The 22,162-nt window shown below is 68.5% G+C and carries 22 protein-coding genes; 12 read left to right on the top strand and 10 right to left on the bottom strand.

Annotation, left to right across the window (positions count from 1 at the left end; genetic code table 11):
- Positions 1–15: 15 nt before the first annotated feature.
- Complete coding sequence (locus tag LPA44_RS01670; protein WP_230887859.1) at positions 16–1,044, bottom strand: AIR synthase family protein; 1,029 nt, start codon at positions 1,042–1,044, stop codon at positions 16–18.
- A 117-nt stretch (positions 1,045–1,161) separates the two neighbouring features.
- Between LPA44_RS01670 and psmA the strand changes: the two genes are divergently transcribed.
- Together psmA and LPA44_RS01660 are read left to right on the top strand one after the other, a co-directional pair.
- Positions 1,162–1,884, top strand: a complete 723-nt coding sequence (psmA, locus tag LPA44_RS01665) for an archaeal proteasome endopeptidase complex subunit alpha (RefSeq protein ID WP_230887858.1) — start codon at positions 1,162–1,164, stop codon at positions 1,882–1,884.
- 72 nt (positions 1,885–1,956) lie between these two features.
- Complete coding sequence (locus LPA44_RS01660; RefSeq protein ID WP_230887857.1) at positions 1,957–2,304, top strand: thioredoxin family protein; 348 nt, start codon at positions 1,957–1,959, stop codon at positions 2,302–2,304.
- 1 nt (position 2,305) lies between these two features.
- On the opposite strand, the gene LPA44_RS01655 is transcribed toward LPA44_RS01660, so the two are convergent.
- Together LPA44_RS01655 and LPA44_RS01650 are read right to left on the bottom strand one after the other, a co-directional pair.
- The gene (locus LPA44_RS01655) at positions 2,306–3,025 is read right to left on the bottom strand and encodes a DNA-directed RNA polymerase subunit epsilon (RefSeq protein WP_230887856.1); all 720 of its coding nucleotides are present in this window, start codon (positions 3,023–3,025) and stop codon (positions 2,306–2,308) included.
- Between the two features lie 276 nt (positions 3,026–3,301).
- Positions 3,302–3,928: a DsbA family oxidoreductase gene (locus tag LPA44_RS01650; RefSeq protein ID WP_230887855.1), complete on the bottom strand. Its 627-nt coding sequence runs from the start codon at positions 3,926–3,928 to the stop codon at positions 3,302–3,304.
- A gap of 518 nt (positions 3,929–4,446) precedes the next feature.
- Here LPA44_RS01650 and LPA44_RS01645 point away from each other — a divergent pair.
- Genes LPA44_RS01645 through nucS form a run of 3 tightly spaced genes read left to right on the top strand, consistent with a single transcriptional unit; the run spans position 4,447 to position 6,521 of the window.
- On the top strand, positions 4,447–4,950 hold the full coding sequence (locus LPA44_RS01645; protein WP_230887854.1) for an adenylyltransferase/cytidyltransferase family protein: 504 nt from the start codon (positions 4,447–4,449) through the stop codon (positions 4,948–4,950).
- A 38-nt stretch (positions 4,951–4,988) separates the two neighbouring features.
- Positions 4,989–5,765 carry an NAD+ synthase gene (locus LPA44_RS01640; protein ID WP_230887853.1) on the top strand — a complete coding sequence of 259 codons (777 nt, stop codon included), beginning with the start codon at positions 4,989–4,991 and terminating at the stop codon, positions 5,763–5,765.
- Positions 5,766–5,819: 54 nt separating this feature from the next.
- The gene (gene nucS / locus LPA44_RS01635) at positions 5,820–6,521 is read left to right on the top strand and encodes an endonuclease NucS (RefSeq protein ID WP_230887852.1); all 702 of its coding nucleotides are present in this window, start codon (positions 5,820–5,822) and stop codon (positions 6,519–6,521) included.
- Here nucS and mutS read toward each other — a convergent pair whose 3' ends face one another.
- Positions 6,522–9,095 carry a DNA mismatch repair protein MutS gene (gene mutS, locus LPA44_RS01630; protein ID WP_230887851.1) on the bottom strand — a complete coding sequence of 858 codons (2,574 nt, stop codon included), beginning with the start codon at positions 9,093–9,095 and terminating at the stop codon, positions 6,522–6,524.
- Between the two features lie 59 nt (positions 9,096–9,154).
- Positions 9,155–9,586 (bottom strand): CopD family protein, encoded by a 432-nt coding sequence (locus LPA44_RS01625; RefSeq protein ID WP_230887850.1) that lies wholly within the window; start codon positions 9,584–9,586, stop codon positions 9,155–9,157.
- A gap of 114 nt (positions 9,587–9,700) precedes the next feature.
- Between LPA44_RS01625 and LPA44_RS01620 the strand changes: the two genes are divergently transcribed.
- From LPA44_RS01620 to LPA44_RS01610, 3 genes are read left to right on the top strand one after another with little or no spacing between them, the layout of a single operon-like run.
- Positions 9,701–10,687: a carbohydrate kinase family protein gene (locus tag LPA44_RS01620; RefSeq protein WP_230887849.1), complete on the top strand. Its 987-nt coding sequence runs from the start codon at positions 9,701–9,703 to the stop codon at positions 10,685–10,687.
- A gap of 32 nt (positions 10,688–10,719) precedes the next feature.
- A complete protein-coding gene (locus LPA44_RS01615) occupies positions 10,720–12,459 on the top strand; it encodes a MutS-related protein (protein WP_230887848.1) in 1,740 nt (579 codons plus the stop codon).
- 48 nt (positions 12,460–12,507) lie between these two features.
- Positions 12,508–13,026, top strand: coding sequence for a CNNM domain-containing protein (locus LPA44_RS01610; RefSeq protein ID WP_230887847.1), 519 nt, complete (start codon positions 12,508–12,510; stop codon positions 13,024–13,026).
- 45 nt (positions 13,027–13,071) lie between these two features.
- On the opposite strand, the gene LPA44_RS01605 is transcribed toward LPA44_RS01610, so the two are convergent.
- The 4 genes from LPA44_RS01605 to LPA44_RS01590 all read right to left on the bottom strand — a co-directional run bounded on the left by LPA44_RS01605 (position 13,072) and on the right by LPA44_RS01590 (position 17,377).
- Entirely contained in the window at positions 13,072–13,662 is a 591-nt protein-coding gene (locus LPA44_RS01605; RefSeq protein WP_230887846.1) for a 50S ribosomal protein L15e, read from the bottom strand.
- 159 nt (positions 13,663–13,821) lie between these two features.
- On the bottom strand, positions 13,822–14,793 hold the full coding sequence (locus tag LPA44_RS01600) for a restriction endonuclease (RefSeq protein ID WP_230887845.1): 972 nt from the start codon (positions 14,791–14,793) through the stop codon (positions 13,822–13,824).
- Positions 14,794–14,872: 79 nt separating this feature from the next.
- Positions 14,873–15,937: a DUF7282 domain-containing protein gene (locus tag LPA44_RS01595; protein ID WP_230887844.1), complete on the bottom strand. Its 1,065-nt coding sequence runs from the start codon at positions 15,935–15,937 to the stop codon at positions 14,873–14,875.
- A gap of 537 nt (positions 15,938–16,474) precedes the next feature.
- On the bottom strand, positions 16,475–17,377 hold the full coding sequence (locus LPA44_RS01590) for a serine/threonine-protein kinase RIO2 (RefSeq protein ID WP_230887843.1): 903 nt from the start codon (positions 17,375–17,377) through the stop codon (positions 16,475–16,477).
- Positions 17,378–17,727: 350 nt separating this feature from the next.
- Here LPA44_RS01590 and LPA44_RS01585 point away from each other — a divergent pair, with 350 nt between their 5' ends.
- Positions 17,728–18,528 carry a lipoate--protein ligase family protein gene (locus tag LPA44_RS01585; protein ID WP_230887842.1) on the top strand — a complete coding sequence of 267 codons (801 nt, stop codon included), beginning with the start codon at positions 17,728–17,730 and terminating at the stop codon, positions 18,526–18,528.
- Here the strand turns inward: LPA44_RS01585 and LPA44_RS01580 are convergent.
- Positions 18,525–19,058, bottom strand: coding sequence for a redoxin domain-containing protein (locus tag LPA44_RS01580; RefSeq protein WP_230887841.1), 534 nt, complete (start codon positions 19,056–19,058; stop codon positions 18,525–18,527). The two genes, LPA44_RS01585 and LPA44_RS01580, sit on opposite strands and share 4 nt — an antisense overlap.
- Before the next feature lie 79 nt (positions 19,059–19,137).
- On the opposite strand from LPA44_RS01580, the gene LPA44_RS01575 reads away from it, so the two are divergent.
- The 3 genes from LPA44_RS01575 (at position 19,138) to LPA44_RS01565 (ending at position 22,034) form a co-directional block, all read left to right on the top strand.
- A complete protein-coding gene (locus LPA44_RS01575; RefSeq protein WP_230887840.1) occupies positions 19,138–19,968 on the top strand; it encodes a deoxyribonuclease IV in 831 nt (276 codons plus the stop codon).
- Between the two features lie 109 nt (positions 19,969–20,077).
- Positions 20,078–20,872, top strand: a complete 795-nt coding sequence (locus LPA44_RS01570; protein ID WP_230887839.1) for a class I SAM-dependent methyltransferase — start codon at positions 20,078–20,080, stop codon at positions 20,870–20,872.
- Positions 20,873–20,939: 67 nt separating this feature from the next.
- On the top strand, positions 20,940–22,034 hold the full coding sequence (locus LPA44_RS01565) for an aminopeptidase (RefSeq protein ID WP_230887838.1): 1,095 nt from the start codon (positions 20,940–20,942) through the stop codon (positions 22,032–22,034).
- Positions 22,035–22,162: the final 128 nt, after the last annotated feature.

Raw genomic sequence — 22,162 nt, 5'->3', positions numbered from 1 at the left:
TCGCTCTCGGCCGCGTCACTCGCTCCCGAATCGCTCGCGCCCGGTCTCGTAGGCACCCCATAGCGGGTCGGATTCGGGTTCCGGGAGCGGGGAGCCGTCGACGGTGACGCGCTCGCCGTCCGGTGTTCTCTCCCCAACTGACCCGACTTCCGCGGCCGGAATACCCTCGCTTTCGAGCGCCGTCAGCACCGCGTCCACGTCCTCTGGTGCGACGGTCGCAACCACGGTCCCCTCGCTGGAGGTCGTCCACGGGTCGATGTCGAAGTACTCGCAGACCTCGCGCACGCCCGGGAGCACGGGGACGCGGTCGCGCTCGACTGACAGGGAGACGCCGCTGGCGGCCGCGAGCTCGTGGAACGCGTTCGCGAGCCCGCGCTCGGTCGCGTCGTGCATCGCCGTCACGTTACCGGCGGCCGCCGCGGTGAGCGCGTCCCGGACGGGGCTGACGTCGTCGAAGCGCTCGCGCGCAGCCTCGACCGCGGCTTTGCCGAGCGGGAGGTCGTCGCCGAACAGCACGCCGAGCACGCCCGTCGACTCGATTGCGGGGCCTTTCGTGACGACGACGCGGTCGCCCGGCCGCGCGCCAGTCGGCACCACGAGGTCGTCGGGGTGGCCAATCGAGAGCGCGGTCGCGCCGCCGACCGTCGGGAACGCGCAACCCTCGTAGGTGCCCGTGTGGCCGGTCGTCAGGCTCGCGCCCAGTTTCTCGGCTTCCCGGTCGAAGACCTCCCAGATGGCGTCGAACGTCTCCGTGCTCGTGCCCGGCGGGAGGTTGAAGTCCACCGCGAGGTGGGCCGGTGGGAGGCCCGAGAGCGCAGCGTCGCTGACGCAGATGTGGAACGCGAACCACGCCGCCCGCTCGAGGCCGAGGTCGCGGAGCACGAACACGGGGTCGGTCGCCATCGCGACGACGCGGTCGCCGACGTCCACGACGCCGAAGTCCGCGCCGTACGTCGGGCCGAGCCGGACGTCCTCGCGGTCCGCACCCGTCCGCCCGGCGACGTGCTCCTCGAAGAACCGACGGCTCGCCTTCCCGGAGTCCATACTCGTTTCTCGCCGCCCCGCCACAAGTACCCCGGCGGTTTTGCCGCTGCTCGGCACCCCCTGCCGAAAGTCAAAGCCCTTTACGTGAGCGCGGCTTACATTTGGTCAACGAAGACAATGCAGGGTCAGAACCAACAGCAGGCCTACGACCGCGGTATCACGATTTTCTCGCCGGACGGCCGCCTCTACCAGGTGGAGTACGCGCGGGAAGCGGTCAAACGAGGCACCGCGAGCATCGGCGTCCGCACCGAGGACGGCGTCGTCCTCGTCGTGGACAAGCGCACCCGTTCGCCGCTCCTCGAGGGCTCCAGCGTCGAGAAGCTCCACAAGGTCGACGACCACGTCGGCGCCGCCAGCGCCGGCCACGTCGCCGACGCCCGGAAACTCGTGGACTTCGCGCGCCAGCAGTCTCAGGTCGAGCGCGTGCGCTACGACGAACCAATCGGCGTCCGCACGCTGACGAAGGAAGTCACCGACCACATCCAGCAGTACACGCAGGTCGGTGGCGCACGCCCGTTCGGCGTCGCGCTCCTCGTCGCGGGCATCTCCGACGGCGAACCCCGCCTCTTCGAGACGGACCCATCCGGGACCTCCAACGAGTGGAAGGCCGTCGCCATCGGCTCGGACCGCTCGGTCATCCAGGAGTACCTCGAAGACGAGTACGAGACCGACCTCTCCCTCGACGAGGGCGTCGACCTCGCGCTCCGCGCGCTCAACGAGGGCCGCGACGACGAACTCTCCGCGGAGGGCGTCGGCGTCGCCACCGTGGACGCTGACTCCGAGCTGTTCCGCGAACTCCAGACCGAGGAGACCACGGAGTACCTCGAAGACCTCGAATAACCTGTTCCGTGGGCGCCGGCGGTACGCGCCCCCGCAGCAGTCCTTTTCCGCGCTCGCACCCTACATTTCTACATGAGCACGGAGTCACAACAGAACGTACAGAAACCGATTCGCGTCGCGGACGGCGACGAACTCGCCGACGTCCTCGCCACCCACGACCGCGTACTCGTGGACTTCTACACGAAGGGGTGCTCGCTCTGCCAGGCAATCGAGCCAGTCCTCGGCAATATAGCCAAAGCCACGGGCATCACGGTCGCGATGGTCAACCCCGGCAACGACATCTCGCTGGTCGACGAGTGGGACGTGCGGAGCGCGCCGACGCTCGTTCTCGTCGAAGACGGCAAAGAAGTCGCGCGGCTCGCCGAGGGATTCCAGGGCGGCGACGACATCGAGGAATTCCTCGACGAACACCTCGACTGACCTAGTCGTCGCTGGGCACTTCGTCGGGGACGTCGCGCTCGGTGACGTCCGGGAGGTGGGGGTCGCGGTTCGGGTTCCGGCCGAACGCCGGCAGCCCGTCGGGTAACTGTGCTTTGAGCACGCGACGCAGCCGGTTCAGGCTCGTCTTGTCGAGACCGTAGCGTTCCGCGAGCTCCGCGAACGCCGGCTCGTCGGTGATGTCGTGGCTGCGGTAGCGTTCGTAGAGGTCGTTCATGCGCTCCTGGGAGAGCTCGTTCGCGTCGAGGTCGTCGAGGCCGAAGTACTGGCGGCGGTCGACGTCGACGACGTGACGGATGACCACGAGCGCGACCTTCTCGATGGCGCGCTGGCTGCCGAACTCAGTGAGGTCGATGTCGCCCATCACGCCGAGCGCGACGTCGCGCTGCCACGGCGTCACGTCGATGGCGTTGCAGAGCGCTTGTGTCGTCCGCAGGCGGTCGAGGTGGTGGGTGCGGCGGCTGTGTCCCTCGGTCGCAGTGTGGCGCTCCTCGTGGAGCCGCCGGATGCTCTCCGAGAGGTCGGCTTCGGGGGATTCGGCGCGCCCGATGACGGTCGCGCTCGGGGAGACGACGCCCCACTTGCGGACCGTGGTGTCGCGCTGGGCTTCCGCCCGCGAGAGCGCGCCCGAGCCCGGTCGGTGTTCGACGCGGCGCTCGTCGCGCGTCTCCCAGCGAATCCGGTCGCCGCCGTCAGCACTCATTACCGGTACCTGTGGCCTCGCACGGTTTAAACTCTCGGCTGGCGGCGCTGTGGCTGTGGAACGTAACTCCCCGAGAAGTCCTTCGTATCTATCCCTTGTCGCCAGAGATACTTAAAGCGGAACCGCACTTCGAACGACGCTCGGCGGTTGCTCGCTATCGACAGCGCCGCGGCTACGAGACGTAACACGCTGAGAAGCTCTTCATATCTATCCCTTGTCGCCAGAGGCACTTAAAGAAAGTTGCGTGTCGGCCAGTCGCAGTCCGCCGAACCGCGCTTACGTCCCTTCGACGAGGCGGCGGAGCTGGGACGGCGGGACGGCGCCGCGCGCGCCGTAGCCGTCGTACGCGAACGTCGGGACGCCGGTGACGCCGTGCTCTTGGGCCTCGCGGAACTCCGCGCGGAGTTCGTCGTGGTACTGCTCGCTCTCGACGACCTCCCGAATCTCCTCGGGGTTGAGGCCGACGTCCTCGGCGATGTCGACCAGTACGTCGAGGTCGCCGATGTCGCGGCCCTCCTCCCAGAGCGCCTCGAAGATGGCGACGTCGAAGTCCAGCCACTGCTCGGGGTACTCGTCGCTGACGTACAGCGACGCGGCCTGGGCGTCCAGCGAGTCGACCTCGCGGGAGAAGTCCATCTGCATCTCGTCGGCGCCGTACTCCTCTTTGAGGCGCTGGACGTTCTCGCGGGCCTTCTCGAAGTACTCGTCGTCCTTGCCGTCGTCGACGTCGTGGTCGATTTCGCCGTCCGGCCCGCGCTTCTGCGCGCGCAGGTCGAAGGGCTGCCAGTCGATGTCGAGGGGTTCCTCGCGCTCTGCCTGGTACTCCGACAGCGACTGCCGCCCGAGGTAGCAGAACGGGCAGACGTAGTCGGAGTACACCGTGATTTCGTCGGCGTCGCTCATCGCTACTCGGTAGGACGCGCACGCCGAAAAGGTCCCTGCTGGCGGGGGTTCCCGCTGGAGCCACGACGACCGACGAGCCACCGGCTCTGCAGTCGGTGTCTCTGAGAAGTCCTTCGTATCTATCCCTTGTCGCCAGAAGCACTTAAAGAACATTCGCGTTCGTCACACCGACGACCGTTCACGCGAACGACGGCACCGTGGCTACGGAGCGTAGCACGCTGAGAAGTTCTTCGTATCTATCCCTTGTCGCCAGAGATACTTAAAGCGAGAGCGGGTCGTCGGCGTGCACTCCGCGGAGAAGATGTTCGGCGAAACGTCTTCTGTCGTCCGCCAGCACCGTCCACGTGCGAGGCTGGTGTCCCCTCGTAGCGGGTCGGCCGCGACGACCAGCCCGCAGTGGTCTGACGCAACCGATGGCGAGTGCTCCACGCTCGCTGCTGGCCGGGACCGCCGGCCAGCGTGGTTTTTCGATGCGTCCAGCCCAAGCACCCAAGTCGTCGCCGTCGGTAGCGCTTCTCGTGCCCGAACGCGCAGCGTTCCCCGGTCGCTTCCAGCCGTTCCACGTCGGCCACTACCGGACGGTCCGCCGATTCCTCCGCGAGTACGACCTCGTCGTCGCCATCGGCAGCCCGCAGAAAGCCCGGACGCCGCGAAATCCGCTCACTGCCGCCGAACGCGAACACGTCGTTCGCGAGTGCTTCCCGGACCTCGACCTCGTGCGCGTCTGCGACGAGGACCGTGGCGAAGCCGGCTACCCCGACTGGGGGCAGCGCCTCGTCGCGCGCACGGACGCGGACGTCGTCATCACGGGCAACGAGACGGTCGCCGACATCGTCCGCGAGTACACCGACGCGCGCGTCGAAGCCCAGCGTATGCACGAGCCCGGCCGCTACTCCGGCACCGAAATCCGCCGTCGCATCCGCGAGGGCGAGCCGTGGCGAGACCTCGTACCGGACTGCTGCGAGGACCGCGTCGCGACGTACGCGCCCGTCATCGTCGAGGCCGGTGAGAACGCCGAGTAGCCACGTGCTTTTTGCCGGTGGCGGCCGCGCGTTCGTCCGTGACTGACTTCGACCTCGACCTCGCGACCGCCGCCGACGAGATTCGGTCGTTCCTCGCGAGCTACCTCGACGCCACGCCCGCGGACGGCTACGTCGTCGGCGTCAGCGGCGGGCTCGACTCCGTGCTCGCCACGCACCTCCTCGCGGACGCCGTCGGCCCCGAGCGCGTTACCGGCCTCCTGCTGCCCGCGGACCCCAGCGACCCCGAGAACGTCGAGGACGCCCGGGCGGTCTGCGAGCGCCTGGGTGTGGACTACCGCGAGACCGACATCCAGCCCATCGTCGACGACGTCACCGCCGCCCGCGAGGACCTCTCGAAGACTACTGTGGGGAACGTTCAGGCGCGCGTCCGGATGGTCCTGCTCTACCAGGCCGCCAACGACGACGACGCGCTCGTCGTCGGCCCGAACAACCGCTCGGAACTCCTCCTGGGTTACTTCACGAAGTACGGTGACGGCGCTGCCGACGTCGCGCCGCTCGCGGACGTCTACAAGACCGAGGCCTACGACCTCGCTCAGGAGGTCGGCGTCAGCGAGGACATCGTCGCGAAGACGCCCACGGCGGAACTCTGGGAGGGACAGACCGACCCCGGCGAACTCGGCGAACCCTACGAGGTCATCGACCCGATTCTGCACGCGTACGTCGACGAGGACCGTACCATCGAGGAGACCGGCGAGGCCACCGGCGAGGCCCGCGAGACGGTCGCGGAGTTCGTCGAGCACTACGAGTCCTCCACGCACAAGCGCGAGCGCCCGCCCTCGCCCGGCATCCGGTAGCCCGCGGGTCGCCGCATCCGCGCGCTTTTTCCCGTCCACCGCGTACCCGGAGGCGTGACCCGCGCGCTCTCGACCCCCGACGCCGACCGCGCCGCTGCCTTCGCCGCGGACGCCCGCAGCGACGGCCTCGCAGTCTCGCTCGTCGGCGAGTGCGCGACCGAATTCGAGGGGCGCGCCGAGCGCAGCCTCTCCGCGGGTGTCCGGAGCGTCCTCTGCAAGCCCGACGACACCGTGCTCGTCCACGGCGCGACCGGCCGCGACCCCGACGCGTGGGCGACCGGCGGCAGCGTCGCCGTCGAAGCGAATCAGGGAACGCTCGAACTCCGCTGTGGCGACGGCGACGCCGCGGACGCGCTCACCGTCCAGTTCGACGCTGTCCACCACGCCGCGGCGTTCGACCCTGCGGACGCCGACGCAGAGGTCTCCGGCACCGAGTCCGACCTCAAGGAGCGCGTGCTCGCCAACCCCGACCTCGTCGAACCCGGCTTCCAGCCGCGCAGCACGGAACGCGAGACACCCGCCGGCCCCGTGGACGTCTACGGCCGCGGCCGCGACGGCGCCGTGGTCGTCGTCGAACTCAAGGCCCGCCGCGTCGGCCCGTCGGCGGCGTCGCAACTGGAGCGATACGTGAACGCGCTCCGCCGCGACCTCCACGCCGACGCCGACGTCCGCGGCGTGCTCGTCGCCCCAGAAATCACCGAGAAGACTCGTCGCCTGCTCGCGGAGAACGGGCTCTCCTTTTCGCTCGTCGAGTAGTCAGTCGAGGTCGCGCTTCAGGTCGTTCAGCACGTTCAACGCCTCCACGGGTGTGAGTTCCGCGACGTTCACGTCCCGGAGCGCGGCTTCGACGACCGACTCGTTGGTGTTCCCATTTACTCCTGTCGCACTCGACTCCGTCTGCTCCTCGCTCACGTCTGCCGCGTCGAGGAACTCGCGAGCGCGCTCGACGACCGTTTCCGGCACGCCCGCGGTCTGCGCGACCTCGATGCCGTACGAAGCGGTCGCCGGCCCCTCCCGCACTTCGTGCTGGAACGTCACCCCCTCCTCGCTCCGGGTCGCGCCGAAGTGGAGATTCACGGCGTCGGCGAGACGGTCGGCGTCCGCCGTGAGTTCGTGGTGGTGCGTCGCGAACAGCGTCGTCGCGCCGAGTTCGTCGTGGACGTACTCGGTGACGGCGCGCGCGATGGCGAGGCCGTCCGTGGTGGAGGTGCCGCGGCCGACCTCGTCCAGCAGGACCAGCGAGTCCTCGGTGGCCGCGCGCAGAATTGAGGCGAGTTCGGTCATCTCCACCATGAACGTCGAGCGCCCGCCCGCGATGTCGTCGCTGGCGCCAACGCGGGTGAAGATGCGGTCGACGACCCGGAGGCGTGCACGCTCCGCAGGGACGAAGCTCCCGGCCTGCGCGAGCAGCGAGATTAGCGCGACCTGGCGCATGTACGTCGACTTCCCGCTCATGTTCGGCCCCGTGATGACCGCGACCCGCCTCTCGGGCGTGAGATTTGTGTCGTTGGGCACGAACCCGGCCTCCGTGCGCTCCACGACTGGGTGACGGCCGCCCTCGACGTGGATGCCGTCGCCACCCATCTCGGGGCGCGCGTAGTCGTGGCTCGCAGCGACTGTCGCGAACGACGCCAGCGCGTCCACGGCCGCGACCGCCGCTGCCGTCGCCTGCACGCGCTCGGCCTCCTCCGCGACCCGGCTGCGGACCTCGCGGAACAGGTCGTATTCGAGGTCCTGGGAGCGCTGTTCGGCGCGCACGATGTCGTCCTCGCGCTCCTTCAATTCGGGCGTGACGAACCGCTCGGAGTTCTTCAGCGTCTGTCGGCGATGGTAATTGTCGGGGACGGCGTCGAGGTTCGGGTTCGTCACCTCGATGTAGTAGCCGTGGACCGCGTTGTGGCCGACCTTCAGCGAGTCGACGCCCGTACGCTCGCGCTCCTGTTGCTCCAACTCGTCTATCCAGCGCTTCCCCGAGCGCTCGGTCTCCCGGAGGTCGTCCAGCGTCTCGTCGTAGCCGTCCCGGATGACGCCGCCCTCCGTGAGTTCCTGGGGCGGGTCCGGGACGATGGCCCGCGAGAGCAGGTCCCGAATCTCCGGGAGGTCGTCGAGGCTCGCGCGCAACTCGCGGAGTTTCTCGCTATCTGCGTCCGCCAGCAGCCCCCGAATCTCGGGCACTACGTCGAGAGTGTCCTTCAGCGCGCGCAGGTCCCGGGCGTTCGCGCGCCCCCGAGACACGCGCGAAATCAGCCGTTCGACGTCGTAGACGTCCCGCAGGTGCTCGTGGAGTTCCTCGCGCGTCAGGGGGTCCGCGAGCAGTTCGCCCACGGCCTCGTGGCGCGCCTCGATGTCCTCGGGGTCCGTCAGCGGCCGGCGCAGCCAGTCCGTCAGCGTCCGCCGGCCGAGCGCGCACGCCGTCTCGTCGAGCACGTCCACGAGCGCGGTGCCTTCCGCGCCGTGGACACTGCGCTGCTCGAACACCTCCAGACTACGCAGCGCCACCGCGTCCATCTGCAAGTACTCGCGAGGGTCGTACCGCGTCAGGTGATTCAAGTAGTCCAATCGGTCGCCGTCCTCGCCACCGCGCGTGTACTCGGCGTAGTCGAGGAGCGCGCCACACGCCGCGACCTCGGCGTCGCCAGCGAGCGCGTCCACGCTCCCGAAGTACGCCTCCACGGTCCTGCTGGCGCGCTCGCCGTCGAACGCCGCGTCGTCGTACTCCGCGACGAACGTCCCGTCGTCGAAGCGGTCGGCCGCTACACCTGGTCCAGTGACGAGCTCGGCGGGCGCGAACCGTCCGAGTTCGTCCCGCACGCGCGCCGCGTTCGGGAGGCTCGTCGCGTAGAAGTCGCCGGTCGAAACGTCCAGCAGCGCGAGGCCGAACCCACCACTTTCTGCGGCTGCGACCGTCGCGACGAAGTTGTTGTCGTCGCCCGCGAGCAGTTCGTCCTCGGTCAGCGTCCCCGGCGTGACGACCCGCGTCACTGCCCGCTCGACGACCCCCGTGACCTCGTCGGGGTCCTCGACCTGGTCGGCGACCGCGACCCGGTAGCCCGCGTTCAGCAGGTCGTCGATGTACGGCTCCGCGTTGTCGATGGGTACGCCCGCCATCGGGTATTTTCCGGTCGAGTCCTCGCGTGCGGTCAGCGTAATCTCGCAGATGCGGGCGGCGGCCTCCGCCGCGTCGCAGAAGAGTTCGTAGAAGTCTCCGACCTGGAAGAGCACGAGCGCGTCCTCGTAGCGCCGCGTGAGCTCGAAGTACTGGCTCATCATCGGCGTGAGGTCGCTCTCGTTCTCGGCCATCTGGTCGGGTGGCCCGAGCGCCGCGTCCATGCACGAAGGCAACGGGGTGGCGGCTGTTATGCTCGTCGGTCAACGGCCCCTCGCGCGCCTCAGAGCAGGCCGGCGAGCACGAGGAGCGCGACGCTCACGACGGCCGCGGCACCGAACCACGGTTTCGCGTCGTCGGCCGCGGATTCGACGTCGTGGCCGGCGGTAAGGCGACTCGTCGCGACGTGTGCGAGTCCCGCCAGCACCAGCCAGAGGCCGGTCATCCCTACGACGAGGTGGCCGCGCGAGGAACCCGCGAGCGCCTCGAACGTGTAGAGGTTGCCGGCGAGGTGGCCGCCGGTCAACAGCATCGCGAGGACGCTGACGACGCTGAGTTTCGTGAAGCGGTCGGCAATCCACTCGACGGGCGCGGCGTCGAGCACGCCGCGGCGGGCGGCGGGGACGACGAACAGCGCGACGGCGAGCGTGCTCCCGGTCCACGCCGCGCCGAAGACGACGTGGACGACTCGGGCGGCGGTGATGTCGAAGCTCATCGCTTCCGGATTCGCAGACCGGCGGGAAATAACGCGTCGGTCTCCAGCCAGAACCGGCACTGCCCTCAAGCGTACTCGGCGAAGACTAAGTGCCGGTGGCGCGTCGACGGCGGTGTGCGTACCGACCGAATCCTCGTGGCCGGGGAGACGCTCGTCGACCTGTTCCCGTCCGGTCCCGGCGACCTCGCGACCGTCGACGGCTTCGTTTACCGCGCGGGCGGCGCGCCAGCGAACGTCGCCACCGGCCTCGCGCGCCTCGACAGCCCGCCCGAATTCTGGACGCGCCTCGGCGACGATGCGTTCGGCGCGTACCTTCGCGACGTGCTCGCCGACCACGGCCTCGACGGGGAGTTCGTCGTCACTGGCGACGCCGCAACCGCGCTCGCGGTCGTCAGCCCGACGCCCGACGGCGACCGCTCGTTCACCTTCTACGAAGCCGACACCGCCACGCTCGCGTTCGAGACTGGAACTGTCCCCGACAGCACACTCCCGCGCTTCGACTGCGTCCACGTCGGGGGCGTCGCGCTCACGAACGACGCGGGCCGCGACGCCACGCTCGACTTACTGGAACGCGCCCGCGACGCGAACTGTCTCGTCTCGCTCGACCCGAACACGCGGCCCGACCTCTGGGACGACCCGGAAGCCGCCGGAGACGCAATTCGTGATGCGCTCGCCCTCGTAGACCTCCTATTCTGTAGTCCCGACGACCTCCGGCCGCTCGGCCTCGGCGAGCGTGCCCGCAGCGACCCCGAAGCAGCCGCCGCTGAATTGCTCGACTACGGCCCGGAGACGGTATTCCTCACCCGCGGCGGCGACGGTGCGACCGTCGTCGCCGACCTGCTGGACGGCGAGCGCGTTACGCGCTCTGAACCCGCCTTCGACGTGGACGTCGTGGACACGACGGGCGCGGGCGACGCGTTCACGGCTGGCGCGCTCGCGGCGTACGAACCCGGAATGAACGCTGACGCGCTCGATGATGTGCTCCGCTACGCGAACGCGACGGCTGCGCTCACGACCACCGAGACTGGCGGGACGACTGCGCTCCCCGACGACGCCGCGGTCCGTGCGTTGCTCGCTGGGCGGGCGTCGGAATCCACGTAACGCTTTACCCACGTGGTCGCCCACTCGCAGGTATGCGATTAGAGGAGTACTGGGGGGTCGGCCCGAAGACCGCCGACAAACTGGAGACCGAACTCGGCGTCCCCGACGCCGTTGACGCCATCGAGTCCGCGAACGTCCGCGCGCTCGTCGACGCCGGCATCTCGCGGGGCCGCGCGACGCGCATCCTGCGGCGCGCGAACGGCGGCGAGGGGATGGACGCGCTCGCGACCGACGACGCCCGCGCCGTCTACAAGGAACTGGTCGCGCTCGCCGCCGACTACGCCGTCACGCCCGGCGCCGCGGACCGGATTCGCGTGCGGACGCCGCTGACCGACCGCGACGCGATGCGCGAGCGCCTCGACGACGTGGAGGCCGCTCGCGAGACGTGGGCGGGTCTCGACGGCGAGGCCAAGCAAGCCGTTCTCGACACGTTCGACGGCCACGACGACGCGGGCGACACGCAGCGCGCGGCGGTCGAGACTGCGCTCGCCCTGCAGAACGGCGTCAGCGACGACTCCGGCGTGTTCGCGGCGGTCACAACGCTCGACCGCGACGCGCTCGAAGACGCCGCGGAAGCGCTCCGCCACCTCACTGGTGACGGCGTTGCGGCCGGCGCGGACGCGAAACTCGACCGGCTCCACGAGCGCGCCAGCGACCTCGAACGCCTCGAACGCGACACCTTCGACGTGCTCGAAGACGTGCGCTCGCAGGGCGTCGAGGGCACCGACGAGTTCCGCGAGGCGTTCGTCCAGTACGTCGCCAGCGAGGCCGGCGTCGAACCGCGCCGCGTCCGGAACGCGATGGCCGCGGACGCCGCCGACGCCGCGGACTTCGTGAGCACGACGCTGCGCGCGCTCGCCGACGACGTGCGCGAGGACGAACAGGACCGCGAGAACGAGGTTGCGGCGGAACTCCGCGGAGCCATCTCGAACGCCCGCGAGGAGGTCGACGCCGCGGTGGCCGCTGTCAGCGATCTCGCGGTCGACGTCTCGCTGGCGCGATTCGCGGAAGCCCACGACCTCACGCGCCCCGACTTCGTCGACGCGGACGCCATCGCCGTCGAGAACGCGCGCAACCTCTCGCTCGCGGCGGACGGCGGGGACGTCCAGCCCGTGACGTACGCGGTCGGCGACCACTCACTGGACCCGCCGAACGGCGACCGCGTCACCGTGCTCACGGGCGCGAACTCCGGCGGGAAGACGACGCTGCTGGAGACGCTCTGCCAGGTCGCCGTGCTCGCCGCGATGGGGCTGCCGGTGCCCGCGGACCGCGCCGAACTCGGCCCCGTCGACGCAATCGTCTTCCACCGCCGCCACGCGTCGTTCAACGCGGGCGTGCTGGAGGCGACGCTGAACTCCGTCGTCCCGCCGCTCACCGAGGGCGACCGCACGCTCATGCTCGTCGACGAGTTCGAAGCCATCACCGAACCCGGGAGCGCCGCCGACCTCCTCCACGGCCTCGTCACGCTCACCGTCGACGAGCAGGCGCTGGGCGTGTTCGTCACGCACCTCGCGGACGACCTCGAACCGCTCCCCGACGTCGCGCGGACCGACGGCATCTTCGCCGAAGGCCTCAGCCAGGACCTCGACCTGCTCGTGGACTACCAGCCGCGCTTCGGCACCGTCGGGAAGTCCACGCCGGAGTTCATCGTCTCCCGGCTCGTCGCCGACGCCGGCGACCGCGCCGAGCGCGCCGGCTACGAGACGCTCGCGCGCGCCGTCGGCGAGGAAGCCGTCCAGCGCACGCTCGCCGACGCCGAGTGGTCCGAGTAGGCGAGGCAGCCACCAACGCCTTAGTGGCTGGTAGCCCTCGCTGGTTCCATGCCACTCGACCTCTCTGTGCTCGTATCACTGGCCGCGGTCGCCGTCCTGCTGGCGGTGTCGGCGTACTTCTCCAGCACGGAAATCGCGCTGTTCTCGCTGACTGACGAACGCATCGCCGACCTCGCCGCCGGCGACGAACGCGGCCCCGAGTTGAAGCGGCTCCGCGACGACCCACACCGGCTGCTCGTGACGATTCTCGTCGGCAACAACGTCGTCAACATCGCCGTCTCCAGCATCCTCACCGTGCTGCTCGTGACCTACCTCCCGCCCGAACTCGCGGTCGTCGGGACGACGCTGATCGCCACCTCGCTCGTGCTCGTCTGCGGGGAAATTCTCCCCAAGTCGTGGGGGCTGGCGAACGCCGAGTCGTGGGCGCTGACCACCGCGCGGCCCCTGAAGTACGTCGCGCTCGCGCTGTGGCCGCTGGTCACGTTCTTCGACGTGATTACGCGCCGGCTCGCCGGCGCGACCGGCGGTAGCCCGGACATCGAGCAGGAACTCCTCGAGGAGGACTGACGGCGCTGCCGCTGAGCGGCGAGAAAGAACGGAGGAAGTGGGGCGTTACGACTTCCGGCGCTTGCCGGCGTTCGTGCTCGGGCGCAGGTGCTCGGTGCCCTTGCCACGGTTCTGGAGGCCGCGGGCGCGCTGCCCGGCGCTCGTCTTCCCGTGGAAGACGCGACCCTGCTGGCTCTCGTCGCAGATCCAGTTGAGGTCGTCGTCGTTCTCGATTGCGCCGTGCTCGGGGTCCAGGAGAATCACTTCGAACCACTTCTGCGAGCCGTCCTCGCCGACCCAGTAGGAGTTCAGCACGCGGAGGTTGACGTACTTCTTCGACGCACGCTCCTCGGCGATGCTCTGGAGGTTCTTCGCGCGACCGATGCGGTTGACGCCCTGCCGCTTCGTGCGGCGCCCAGCCTTGAACCGGGACTTCCGGGCGGTACCCTTCCGGACGCTGACGCGCGCCACGACGACGCCCTGCTTGGCCTTGTAGCCGAGTTCGCGGGCCTTGTCGAGGCGGGTCGGGTGGTCGACGCGGACGATAGCGCCCTGTTTGCGCCAGTCCTGCTTGCGCTGCCACTGGAGCTCGGCGAGCTTCCCGTCGTCGGGGTCCCGCCAGGCTTCCTTGATGTGGGAGTAGAAGCTTCGTGTCATGTGTTGTCCGCGGGCGTTGGGTGGTTCAACCGGTTGGGTCTGTGGACCTCGCCGGTCACATTCCGTCCTGACTCCCGTCAGGAGCCCGCTGGAGCCCGCTCGCCAGCGAGTTACCCGAGTTTCGTCGTGGCGGGGGTTAAGAACTTCGAATCCCCGCGGTCACTCGACGTCGAAGGTCAGGTCGGCGCGCTCGAAGCGCAGCCCGGGGCCGTCCGGCCGTTCGACGAGCGTCGCGCCGTCGAAGTCCTCGGGCACCGAGAACACGACGAGCATGCGCCCGGACTCGCCGGGCGCGGCCGTTACTGCCGACAGTTTCTGGCGGAACTGCTGGCTAGCGTTCTCGAAGCGCTGGTGGCCGTAGTTCGTCCCGTTCACCGACAGCGCGAAGTTCGGGTTCCGCACCACGACCTGCGAGTCGCCTGCAGTCACGTTCAACTGGACGACGACGAACGTCTCCCCGTCGTTCGGCTGGTAGGTGTTGTTCGCGGTCTGGATTTCGTCCTGTACGCGAGCGTCCCACTCCGCGGTCGCTGTAGTATTCTCCCCGGCCGCCATCGAGAACGCCGTGAACGACGGGCCCGCGTCGCCACCGCCACCGCCGCCGACGAACGGCACGAAGCTCAGGACGGTCCCGCCAGCGAACACGGCCGCCAGAATCACCACCACTGCCACTACAATTGGAACGACTGGGATGCCGCTGGGCACGCCGCCCGGCGGGCTCGGCACGTTGTCGAGCAGCGACCCGTCGTCGCTCCCGGTGTACTGTTCGACGAGGCCCTCGGCACCCTCCTCGCGGACCGACGACGCGAGTTCGTTCGGGTCGAGGAGGTGGACGTTGCCCGCGTCCGCGGCGCTCCGCGCGCCGGTCGTGAACCGGCCGCGGGTCGCCATCACGCGCACGTCGACGCCCTTCTTGTCGCAGAACGCCGCGAAGTCCTCGACCTCGGAGGCGCCGATTTCCGTGTCGGTGTCCGGCCGGACGCCGATGAGCCCGCGCTTGCCATTGTCCTTGTCGCCGCCGACGAGGTACGTGCCGTCGTCGTTCTCCGTGACCGACGTCGACCATCCCTTCTCCTCCCAGAACGCAGCGAGGAAGTGCGGGAACTCCGACGCCGCCATCTCGTCGAACATCACGCGGCCCTCCCGGTCGGACGCGTACTCTGTCCCGTCATGCAGTCCCCAGGTGTATCGTAATCACCACGGCGCCCCCTCATAAACGGTCGGGTCCGCGGCGCGCCGCCAACAGCAGCGCGGCGACGACCGCGACGAGGGTGGTCACGGGCGATAGCGGCACGAACCCGCCCGACGAGTTGTTGTTGTTCGCGACTGGCGCGATTGGCTCCGCGTCGTTCACGTGCAGCGTCACCTCCATGGAGGTCGGCGCTGCGGTCTGCGTCGCGGTCGTGTTGTTCGGCTCCGTGGCCGTCTCCGGCTCGATGACTGCGGTCCCAGCGACTGGCGACCCCGACGCCTCGTACGCGGGATCGTCAGCGTCCAGCTCCCCGTTCCCGTTCGCGTCCACGATTGCGGTCGCGGTCACGTTCGTCGGACCGTCCAACGACGTATTCAGCGGGATGTCGACGCTGCCGTTGGTCATCTGTGAGAGCGACCCTGAGGTGCCGAGCGCCTCGTTGTCCACGATCAATCGGAGGAACCCGCCCCTGGAGAGCGTCACGCGCTCGACGGTCACCGTGTCGTTCTTGACTACCTGTGAGGGGAACAGTATCGACGCTCTCGCAGCAGTCAGCCGGACTGTCGTCCGGGTCTGCTCCTCGTAGTTCTGCACCCACAGGGGGAACTCCGCCGGCCGGTCGGGGTTCGAGAAGTCGAACGTCGCCCCGAACGTTCCGTCCCCGGAGACCCCGACGTCGGACTGCCAGAGCCGCGGCGGGGTCCCGTCCTCGTGGAGCGCGCGCACGTTCAGCGTCGTCCCCGGGAGGAGGTTCGCCTCCCCCGAAATCTGCATCTGGTCGCCGTCCCACGGCGCGAGCGTGTAGCCGGGGTCGGCGCTGATGCTCACCGACGGCTCCACGAGCGTCACGCGCTCCGTGAGCAGCGTCTGGTTCTCCGAGAACGGGGGGTTCTTCGTCTCGTCGACGGTGAGTTCGAATCCGTAGGTGTGGTTCGAGCCCGTGCCGAGGTCGACGCTACTGGTGTCCCAGAGTACGGCGAACTGGCCGTCACCGTCACCGAACTGGGCGGCCACGCGCTGGTCCTCGGCGGTGTACGTCTCGGCTTTCGTGTTCGGCTCCGGGTCGAGTTCCTCGATGCGCATCTCGAACCCTCGCTGGCTAACGCTTGGACGGACACGTCGCCGTCGAACGGCGCGCCGTACCCGCTCTCGTTCTCGTCGACGACGAACGCCGCGTAGTCGCCGAGCCCGACCAGCACCTCGAAGCCTCCCCCCGAGATGGTGAGGTTCGCAGGCCCGGAGTGCCCGACGTTGATGTTGACCGTCCCACCTCGCGTCACGGTGTAGTCTCCGACTGACGCGGACGCCTGCGTGCTCGCGGCGACTGGCGCGACACCTGCGAGTACGGCGGCGACCAACACGAGCGCGGCGACGACGGGGACGAATCGGGTGTGTGCCCATGACCGATTGCAGTTCGGCCTTCACTTCCGCGCCGTCGTATAAATACAGTAGGGTGTCGGGTTAGATACCGAACACGTCTGGGCCGGAGCGCCGCTTTTGTCTCCTCACTGCTGTAGCGACCGGGATCGTACGAACATTCTATATCGCAGAATGAGATTTATTCGAGTGAACGCGAGAGTGCAGCCGCTACGGAATTTGTGTGCGAGAAACGCGAACGCGTTAGAATTCGGTGACTGAGCCGAACGAACCGCTCGCGACTGCGTCTGCAATCGCCGACTCGTCGACGTCGGGGACGTCGCTGGGGTACTTCTGCTGGAAGTAGCCGACGATGTTCCCCACGTCGCGGGCCAGCAGTTCGCGGGCGTTCTCGTGGTCGCTCGGGGTGGCTTGCGGCCAGTCGAACAGCGTCACGCCGTCCTCGCTGACGAAGACGTTGTACTCGCTGATGTCCGCGTGCACGTAACCCGCGTCGTAGGCGGTCGCCATCTCCCGGAGCACCAAATCGAGGACGCCGCTGGCCTGCTCGGGCTCTAGTTCCGCGCGCGAGAGTTCCACGCCGTCGATGCGCTCCATCACGATGGCGTGGCGGTTCTGGTCAACCGGCCGCGGGACATTCACGTCCGGGTACAGCGTCTCCAGCGCGTCGTATTCGCGTTCGGCCGCCTTCCGCGCGGTGTACTGCCAGGACGTGTGCTCCTTGTCGCTGGTGTAGTCGCGGCCGCGGTGGACCTCCCGGAATTGGGTGTAGCCTTCGCGGTGGAACTTCAGCGCCATCGGGCGGAACGACTGCACCTCGTAGACGTCGCTCTCCTTACCGACGCCGAGCGGCGAGCCGAAGCCCTCGACGGTGTCGCGTTCGGCGAACGCGTGCAACGCGAGCGCGTCGTAGCCCGCGAACGTGAGCTGGACGCCCTCGTACTGGATGGTCTTCCGTTCGAGGAACTCCAGGTCGAGCATGCGGTCCAGCCGGTAGTCGACCTCCTCCTGTGTCAGTCGGGAGAACTCCGGGAGCTTCTCGCGGCTGACCCACTCGGAGAACCGCATCCCGTGTTCGACCCCGGAGAGCAGGTGGAAGTCCTCCGGGTCGAGGTCCGCCATCTCGGCGGCGACGTTCCGAACCATTCACGCGAATCTAGCGGACCGGCGGGTAAAAGCTACGCGGCGCGTGGCGACGGCGTGAAATCCGCGCCGCAGGAGCAATCGACGTGGTAGCGTGGGCGGTCCCGCTTGGATTTTGATAGAAACCAGCAATTTGGCGACGCTGTGGCTGTCTCTGGCCGATATTATCTGTTCTACGAAAATGCGACTATACACTCGATAAATCCCATGCCACGATATAGAAACAGGATGTTGCGGTCGATCGTGCCTCCAGTCCGGCCACAGATTGCCGCGCCGCTCGGCGCGCTCGATGGACGCAGCCGAGCGGAACCGCAGACGCACGGCTTTTTGTCGGTGGCCGCGAACCGCGTGGTATGACGCTGGCCGACCGCGAGTGGCGGCTGATTCCGGAGGAGGCCCGCGACGGGCCGATGCAGATGGCACTAGAGGAGGTCGCTGCGGAGACCGCCGCAAATGGCGGCCCGCGAACGGTCCGCACGTATCAGTGGTCGCCGTCGACGCTCTCGATGGGGTACCGGCAGGACGCGGACTCCGTCGACTGGGACTTCGCCGAGCGCGAGGGAATCTCCGTGACGCGCCGGCAGACCGGCGGCGGCGGCATCTACCACGACGACTTCTCGGACATCTCCTACAGCATCGTCGCGCCCGCCGACGAACTCCCCGGTGACTTGATGGACTGCTACGAGGTGCTCTGCGAGCCGATTCTGTCGGCGTTCCACGCGATGGGCGTCGACGCCGATTTCGTCCCCGAGAAACACCCCGCGATTCACGAGCCCGCGTGCTACCTGCGCGCGCTCCACCCCGCCCACGACATCGCGGTCGACGGCCGGAAAATCAGTGGGAACGCCCAGTACCGCACCCGGGACGCGGTCATCCAGCACGGGTCGCTGTCGTTCGCCCTGGCACCCGACGCCCACCTCGGCGTGTTCGCCGACCCCGGCATCGACGCCGAGCGGTTCCGCGAGCGCGTGACGAGCATCCACGAGGAGGCCGGAATCAGCCGCGACGACGCCGTCTCTGCGCTGGAGGACGCGCTCGCGGAGTGGTGTGACGCGCGCGTCGGCGAGTGGACCGACGACGAAGTCGAAGCGGCGCGTGAGCTCGCCGAGGAGAAGTACGCGACCGACGACTGGACGCGGGAGCGGACTGCTTAGCTGAACCCGAACGTCTCCGGCTCGCCGCCGACGTGTTCCTCGACGGCTTCCCGAATCTCGCCCAGCGGCGGCTGGTCGCGCGTCGGGTCGAGTGGGTGTTCGCCAATCCAGCGGTACTGAACGACGCCGTCGGTGTCCACGAGGAACACCGAGCGCTTCGCCCGCGGCAACAGCTTCAGCGCGCGGTACGTGACGCCGAACGCGTCCGAGACGTCGAGGTCGGTGTCGGCGTACAGCGGGAAGTCGATGTCGAGGTAGTCGATGAACCGCCGGTGAGTCGGCACGCGGGACTTGCTCGAGCCGACGACGCGCACGTCCTCGGTGGACGTGAACCAGCCGTAGTCGCGGAACGAACACCACTCGCTCACGCAGTCCGGGCTGAAGTCGTTCGTGTAGAAGACGACGAGCACCGGTCGGTCTACGTAGAGCTCCGACAGGGGCGTCTCCTCGACGCTGTCGTCGGGATGGACCAGCGGTGCCGCCACGTCGGGCACCTCGTCACCTACGTCGAGCGCGTCCCCCGAGGTCATACCGTCACGAGCGCGCTCGGTCGGCAAAGGTGTTGCGACGGTTCGAAGCCTCTTTGCCCCCCGCGGCGAACGACAGCGTATGCGAGTAGGTGCACACGTCTCTATCGCGGGCGGCGTCGACAACGCCGTCGAGAACGAACTGGACGTCGGCGGGAACTGCGGACAGATTTTCACGCACTCGCCGCAAGTCTGGCAGGACCCGAACGTCGGCGACGACGAAGCCGCTGCGTTCCGGGAGGGAACCGACGAACACCTCGACGGCCCGTGGGTCATCCACTCGTCGTACCTCGTGAACCTCTGCACGCCCAAAGACGACCTCCGCGAGAAGTCCGTCGACAGCATGCAGAAGGAGGTCGACGCCGCCGACAAACTCGGTATCGAGTACGTCAACGTCCACCTCGGCGCGCACACCGGCGCGGGCGTCCAGCAGGGCCTGGACAACGCCGTCAGCGCGCTCGACGAACTTGACATCCCCGACGGCGTCACCGTGCTCGTGGAGAGCGACGCGGGCTCGGGCACGAAGCTCGGCGACGACTTCGACCACCTCGCGTACGTTCTCGACGAGTCGGCCCACGACCTCGGCGTCTGCGTCGACACCGCGCACGCGTTCGCCGCGGGCTACGACCTCTCGACGGCCGACGCCGTCGCGGAGACGCTCGCGGAGTTCGACGACGTCGTCGGCTTCGAACACCTCCACTGCGTCCACCTCAACGACTCGAAACACGACTGCGGCACGAACAAGGACGAACACGCGCACATCGGCGAAGGGCTCATCGGCGAGGAGGGGATGGACGCGTTCGTCAACCACGACGCCATCACCGACGTTCCGCTCGTGCTGGAGACGCCGCACGAGGACGGGCGCGGCTTCGAGTGGAACATCCAGAAGGTACGGGAGCTGCGAGAATCGTAGATTCTCGGGACCGTGAACGGCGACCGACGGGAGCCGTGAACTGCGAGGCGAGTAGACAGCCAGCGTTCGGACCCCGCTGCTTTTGCCGACCCCGGTTTTCAGTGGGGATGTGCGCCGATTCAGCGCCGACTACCTCGAGGAGACGCGCCCCGGGATGTCGGCCGAGCGCGAGGCGTTGGACGCGCTGGAGTTGTCCAGCCGGGAGCGGATTCTCGACGTCGGCTGCGGCACGGGGGAACTCACGGGCGTGTTCCGCGAGGAGTCCGACGCCGACGTGCTCGCACTCGACGCGGACACCGACCTCCTCCGGCACGTCGACGCCGACGAGCGCCTCGTCGGGGACGCGACGCGGCTGCCGTTCCGCGACGACGTCTGCGACCTCGTCGCGTGCCAGGCACTGCTCATCAACCTCCCGGACCCCGTCGCCGCTGTCCGGGAGTTCTCGCGCGTGTCCTCGGACCTCGTGGCGGCCGTCGAACCGAACAACGCCGCCGTCACCGTGGAGTCGACGGTCGCGAGCGAACCGCCGCTCGCAGCGCGCGCCCGCGATGCGTACATCGAGGGCGTGGAGACGAACGTTTCGCTCGGTGCGGACGCCGCGGACTGCTTCGAGGAAGCAGGACTCGTCGACGTCTCGACGACGCAGTACGAGCACGTGCAGGCCATCCAGCCGCCGTACGGCGAAGCCGCGCTCGAAGCCGCTGCACGGAAGGCGACCGGCGAACGGCTCGCCGAACAGCAACCGACGCTCGCCGCCGGTGGGCTCTCCTCGGACGCCTACGACGCGCTGCGCGCGGAATGGCGTGAGATGGGCCGCGAGGTCGTCGCGCAGATGCGCGAGGACGACTACGAGCGCGTCGAGACCGTGCCGTTCTACGTGACCGTCGGGCGCGTTCCCGAGTAATCGCCCACGAACTGCGGTGGTTTTCCGCTCCTCCGGAGTTTATTCGCGTCCGGGTCGACTTCGCGGTATGGACGACAGAGCCCGCCGCCACGCCGAGATTCTCGTCGAGGACTGTACCGACGTCCAGCCTGGGGACATGGTGCTGGTGCGCGCGTCGAAGGAAGCCGAAGCCCTCGTCGTCGCGCTGTACGAGAAACTCGGCGAGGTCGGCGCGCGACCGACCACGCAGTGGGGACACGCTCGCGCTGCGCGCGCGTACAACCGAGCGATGGACGTCGACGACTACGAGACGAAAGCCCACGACCTCGCCGCGATGGAGGAGACCGACGTCGTCTTCCTGATTGGGGGTGACGGGAACGCCTTCGAGACCAGCGACGTGCCCCCGGAGAAGTCGCAGGCTGCGAGCCGCGCGAACGGCCCGATTCTCGAAGAGCGACTGGGCAAGCGCTGGGTCATCACCCAGCACCCGACGGACGCGGGCGCGCAGAAGGCCGAGATGAGCACGGAAGCCTACGAGAACTTCGTCTACGACGCAATCAACAAGGACTGGGACGAACAGCGCGAGTTTCAGGCCCAGATGGTCGAGATTCTCGGCCCCGCCGACGAAGTCCGCATCGTCTCCGGCGACACGACCGACGTCACGATGAGTGTCGCGGGGATGGACGCGGCCAACGACTGGGGCACGAAGAACATGCCCGCGGGCGAGGTGTTCACGTGCCCCGTGCCGGACAGTGTCGACGGCGAGGTGCTGTTCGACAAGCCGCTCATCCGGCAGGGCAAGGAAATCGCGGACGCGTGGCTGCAGTTCGAGGACGGCGAGGTCGTGGACTTCGCTGCAGGGCAGAACGAAGCCGCGCTCGAAGGCATTCTCGAAACGGACGAGGGAGCTCGCCGCCTCGGGGAATTGGGCATTGGGATGAACCGGGACATCGACCGGTTCACCTACAACATGCTCTTCGACGAGAAGATGGGCGACACCGTCCACATGGCCGTCGGCGGCGCCATCGCGGAGTGTGTCCCCGACGACCAGCCGTTCAACGAGTCCGCGACGCACGTGGACCTGATCGTGGACATGAGCGAGGATTCGTTCATCGAGGTCGACGGCGAAATCGTCCAGCGCGACGGGACGTTCGAATTCGAAGACGGCTTCGAAGACGAGTAATCGCTACCGGCAACTTGCCTCAGGCTCGGGGCTGACAGGCGGCATCGCGTCCGGCTGGGACTGCCGCGCTCCCACCTCCCCCAGCCGGCGAGTCGTCAGGTCACGCGCCCGGTTGGTCCCGGCTTCGC

Origin of the sequence: Halobacterium sp. KA-4, assembly GCF_021028995.1 — an archaeon.
GTDB lineage: Archaea > Halobacteriota > Halobacteria > Halobacteriales > Halobacteriaceae > Halobacterium.
The sequence above is the reverse complement of the archived record's forward strand: the minus strand, read 5'-3'. Positions and strand labels throughout refer to the sequence as shown.

What these genes read in the sequence shown, in the direction of transcription:
- LPA44_RS01670 (WP_230887859.1), bottom strand. Translation starts at nt 1,044, where the DNA reads ATGGACTCCGGGAAGGCGAGCCGTCGGTTCTTCGAGGAGCACGTCGCC.
- LPA44_RS01595 (WP_230887844.1), bottom strand. Translation starts at nt 15,937, where the DNA reads ATGCGCATCGAGGAACTCGACCCGGAGCCGAACACGAAAGCCGAGACG.
- LPA44_RS01660 (WP_230887857.1), top strand. Translation starts at nt 1,957, where the DNA reads ATGAGCACGGAGTCACAACAGAACGTACAGAAACCGATTCGCGTCGCG.
- LPA44_RS01650 (WP_230887855.1), bottom strand. Translation starts at nt 3,928, where the DNA reads ATGAGCGACGCCGACGAAATCACGGTGTACTCCGACTACGTCTGCCCG.
- LPA44_RS01610 (WP_230887847.1), top strand. Translation starts at nt 12,508, where the DNA reads ATGCCACTCGACCTCTCTGTGCTCGTATCACTGGCCGCGGTCGCCGTC.
- LPA44_RS01600 (WP_230887845.1), bottom strand. Translation starts at nt 14,793, where the DNA reads ATGTTCGACGAGATGGCGGCGTCGGAGTTCCCGCACTTCCTCGCTGCG.
- LPA44_RS01605 (WP_230887846.1), bottom strand. Translation starts at nt 13,662, where the DNA reads ATGACACGAAGCTTCTACTCCCACATCAAGGAAGCCTGGCGGGACCCC.
- LPA44_RS01655 (WP_230887856.1), bottom strand. Translation starts at nt 3,025, where the DNA reads ATGAGTGCTGACGGCGGCGACCGGATTCGCTGGGAGACGCGCGACGAG.
- LPA44_RS01615 (WP_230887848.1), top strand. Translation starts at nt 10,720, where the DNA reads ATGCGATTAGAGGAGTACTGGGGGGTCGGCCCGAAGACCGCCGACAAA.
- LPA44_RS01565 (WP_230887838.1), top strand. Translation starts at nt 20,940, where the DNA reads ATGGACGACAGAGCCCGCCGCCACGCCGAGATTCTCGTCGAGGACTGT.
- LPA44_RS01580 (WP_230887841.1), bottom strand. Translation starts at nt 19,058, where the DNA reads ATGACCTCGGGGGACGCGCTCGACGTAGGTGACGAGGTGCCCGACGTG.
- LPA44_RS01625 (WP_230887850.1), bottom strand. Translation starts at nt 9,586, where the DNA reads ATGAGCTTCGACATCACCGCCGCCCGAGTCGTCCACGTCGTCTTCGGC.
- psmA (WP_230887858.1), top strand. Translation starts at nt 1,162, where the DNA reads ATGCAGGGTCAGAACCAACAGCAGGCCTACGACCGCGGTATCACGATT.
- LPA44_RS01590 (WP_230887843.1), bottom strand. Translation starts at nt 17,377, where the DNA reads ATGGTTCGGAACGTCGCCGCCGAGATGGCGGACCTCGACCCGGAGGAC.
- LPA44_RS01575 (WP_230887840.1), top strand. Translation starts at nt 19,138, where the DNA reads ATGCGAGTAGGTGCACACGTCTCTATCGCGGGCGGCGTCGACAACGCC.
- LPA44_RS01585 (WP_230887842.1), top strand. Translation starts at nt 17,728, where the DNA reads ATGACGCTGGCCGACCGCGAGTGGCGGCTGATTCCGGAGGAGGCCCGC.
- mutS (WP_230887851.1), bottom strand. Translation starts at nt 9,095, where the DNA reads ATGGACGCGGCGCTCGGGCCACCCGACCAGATGGCCGAGAACGAGAGC.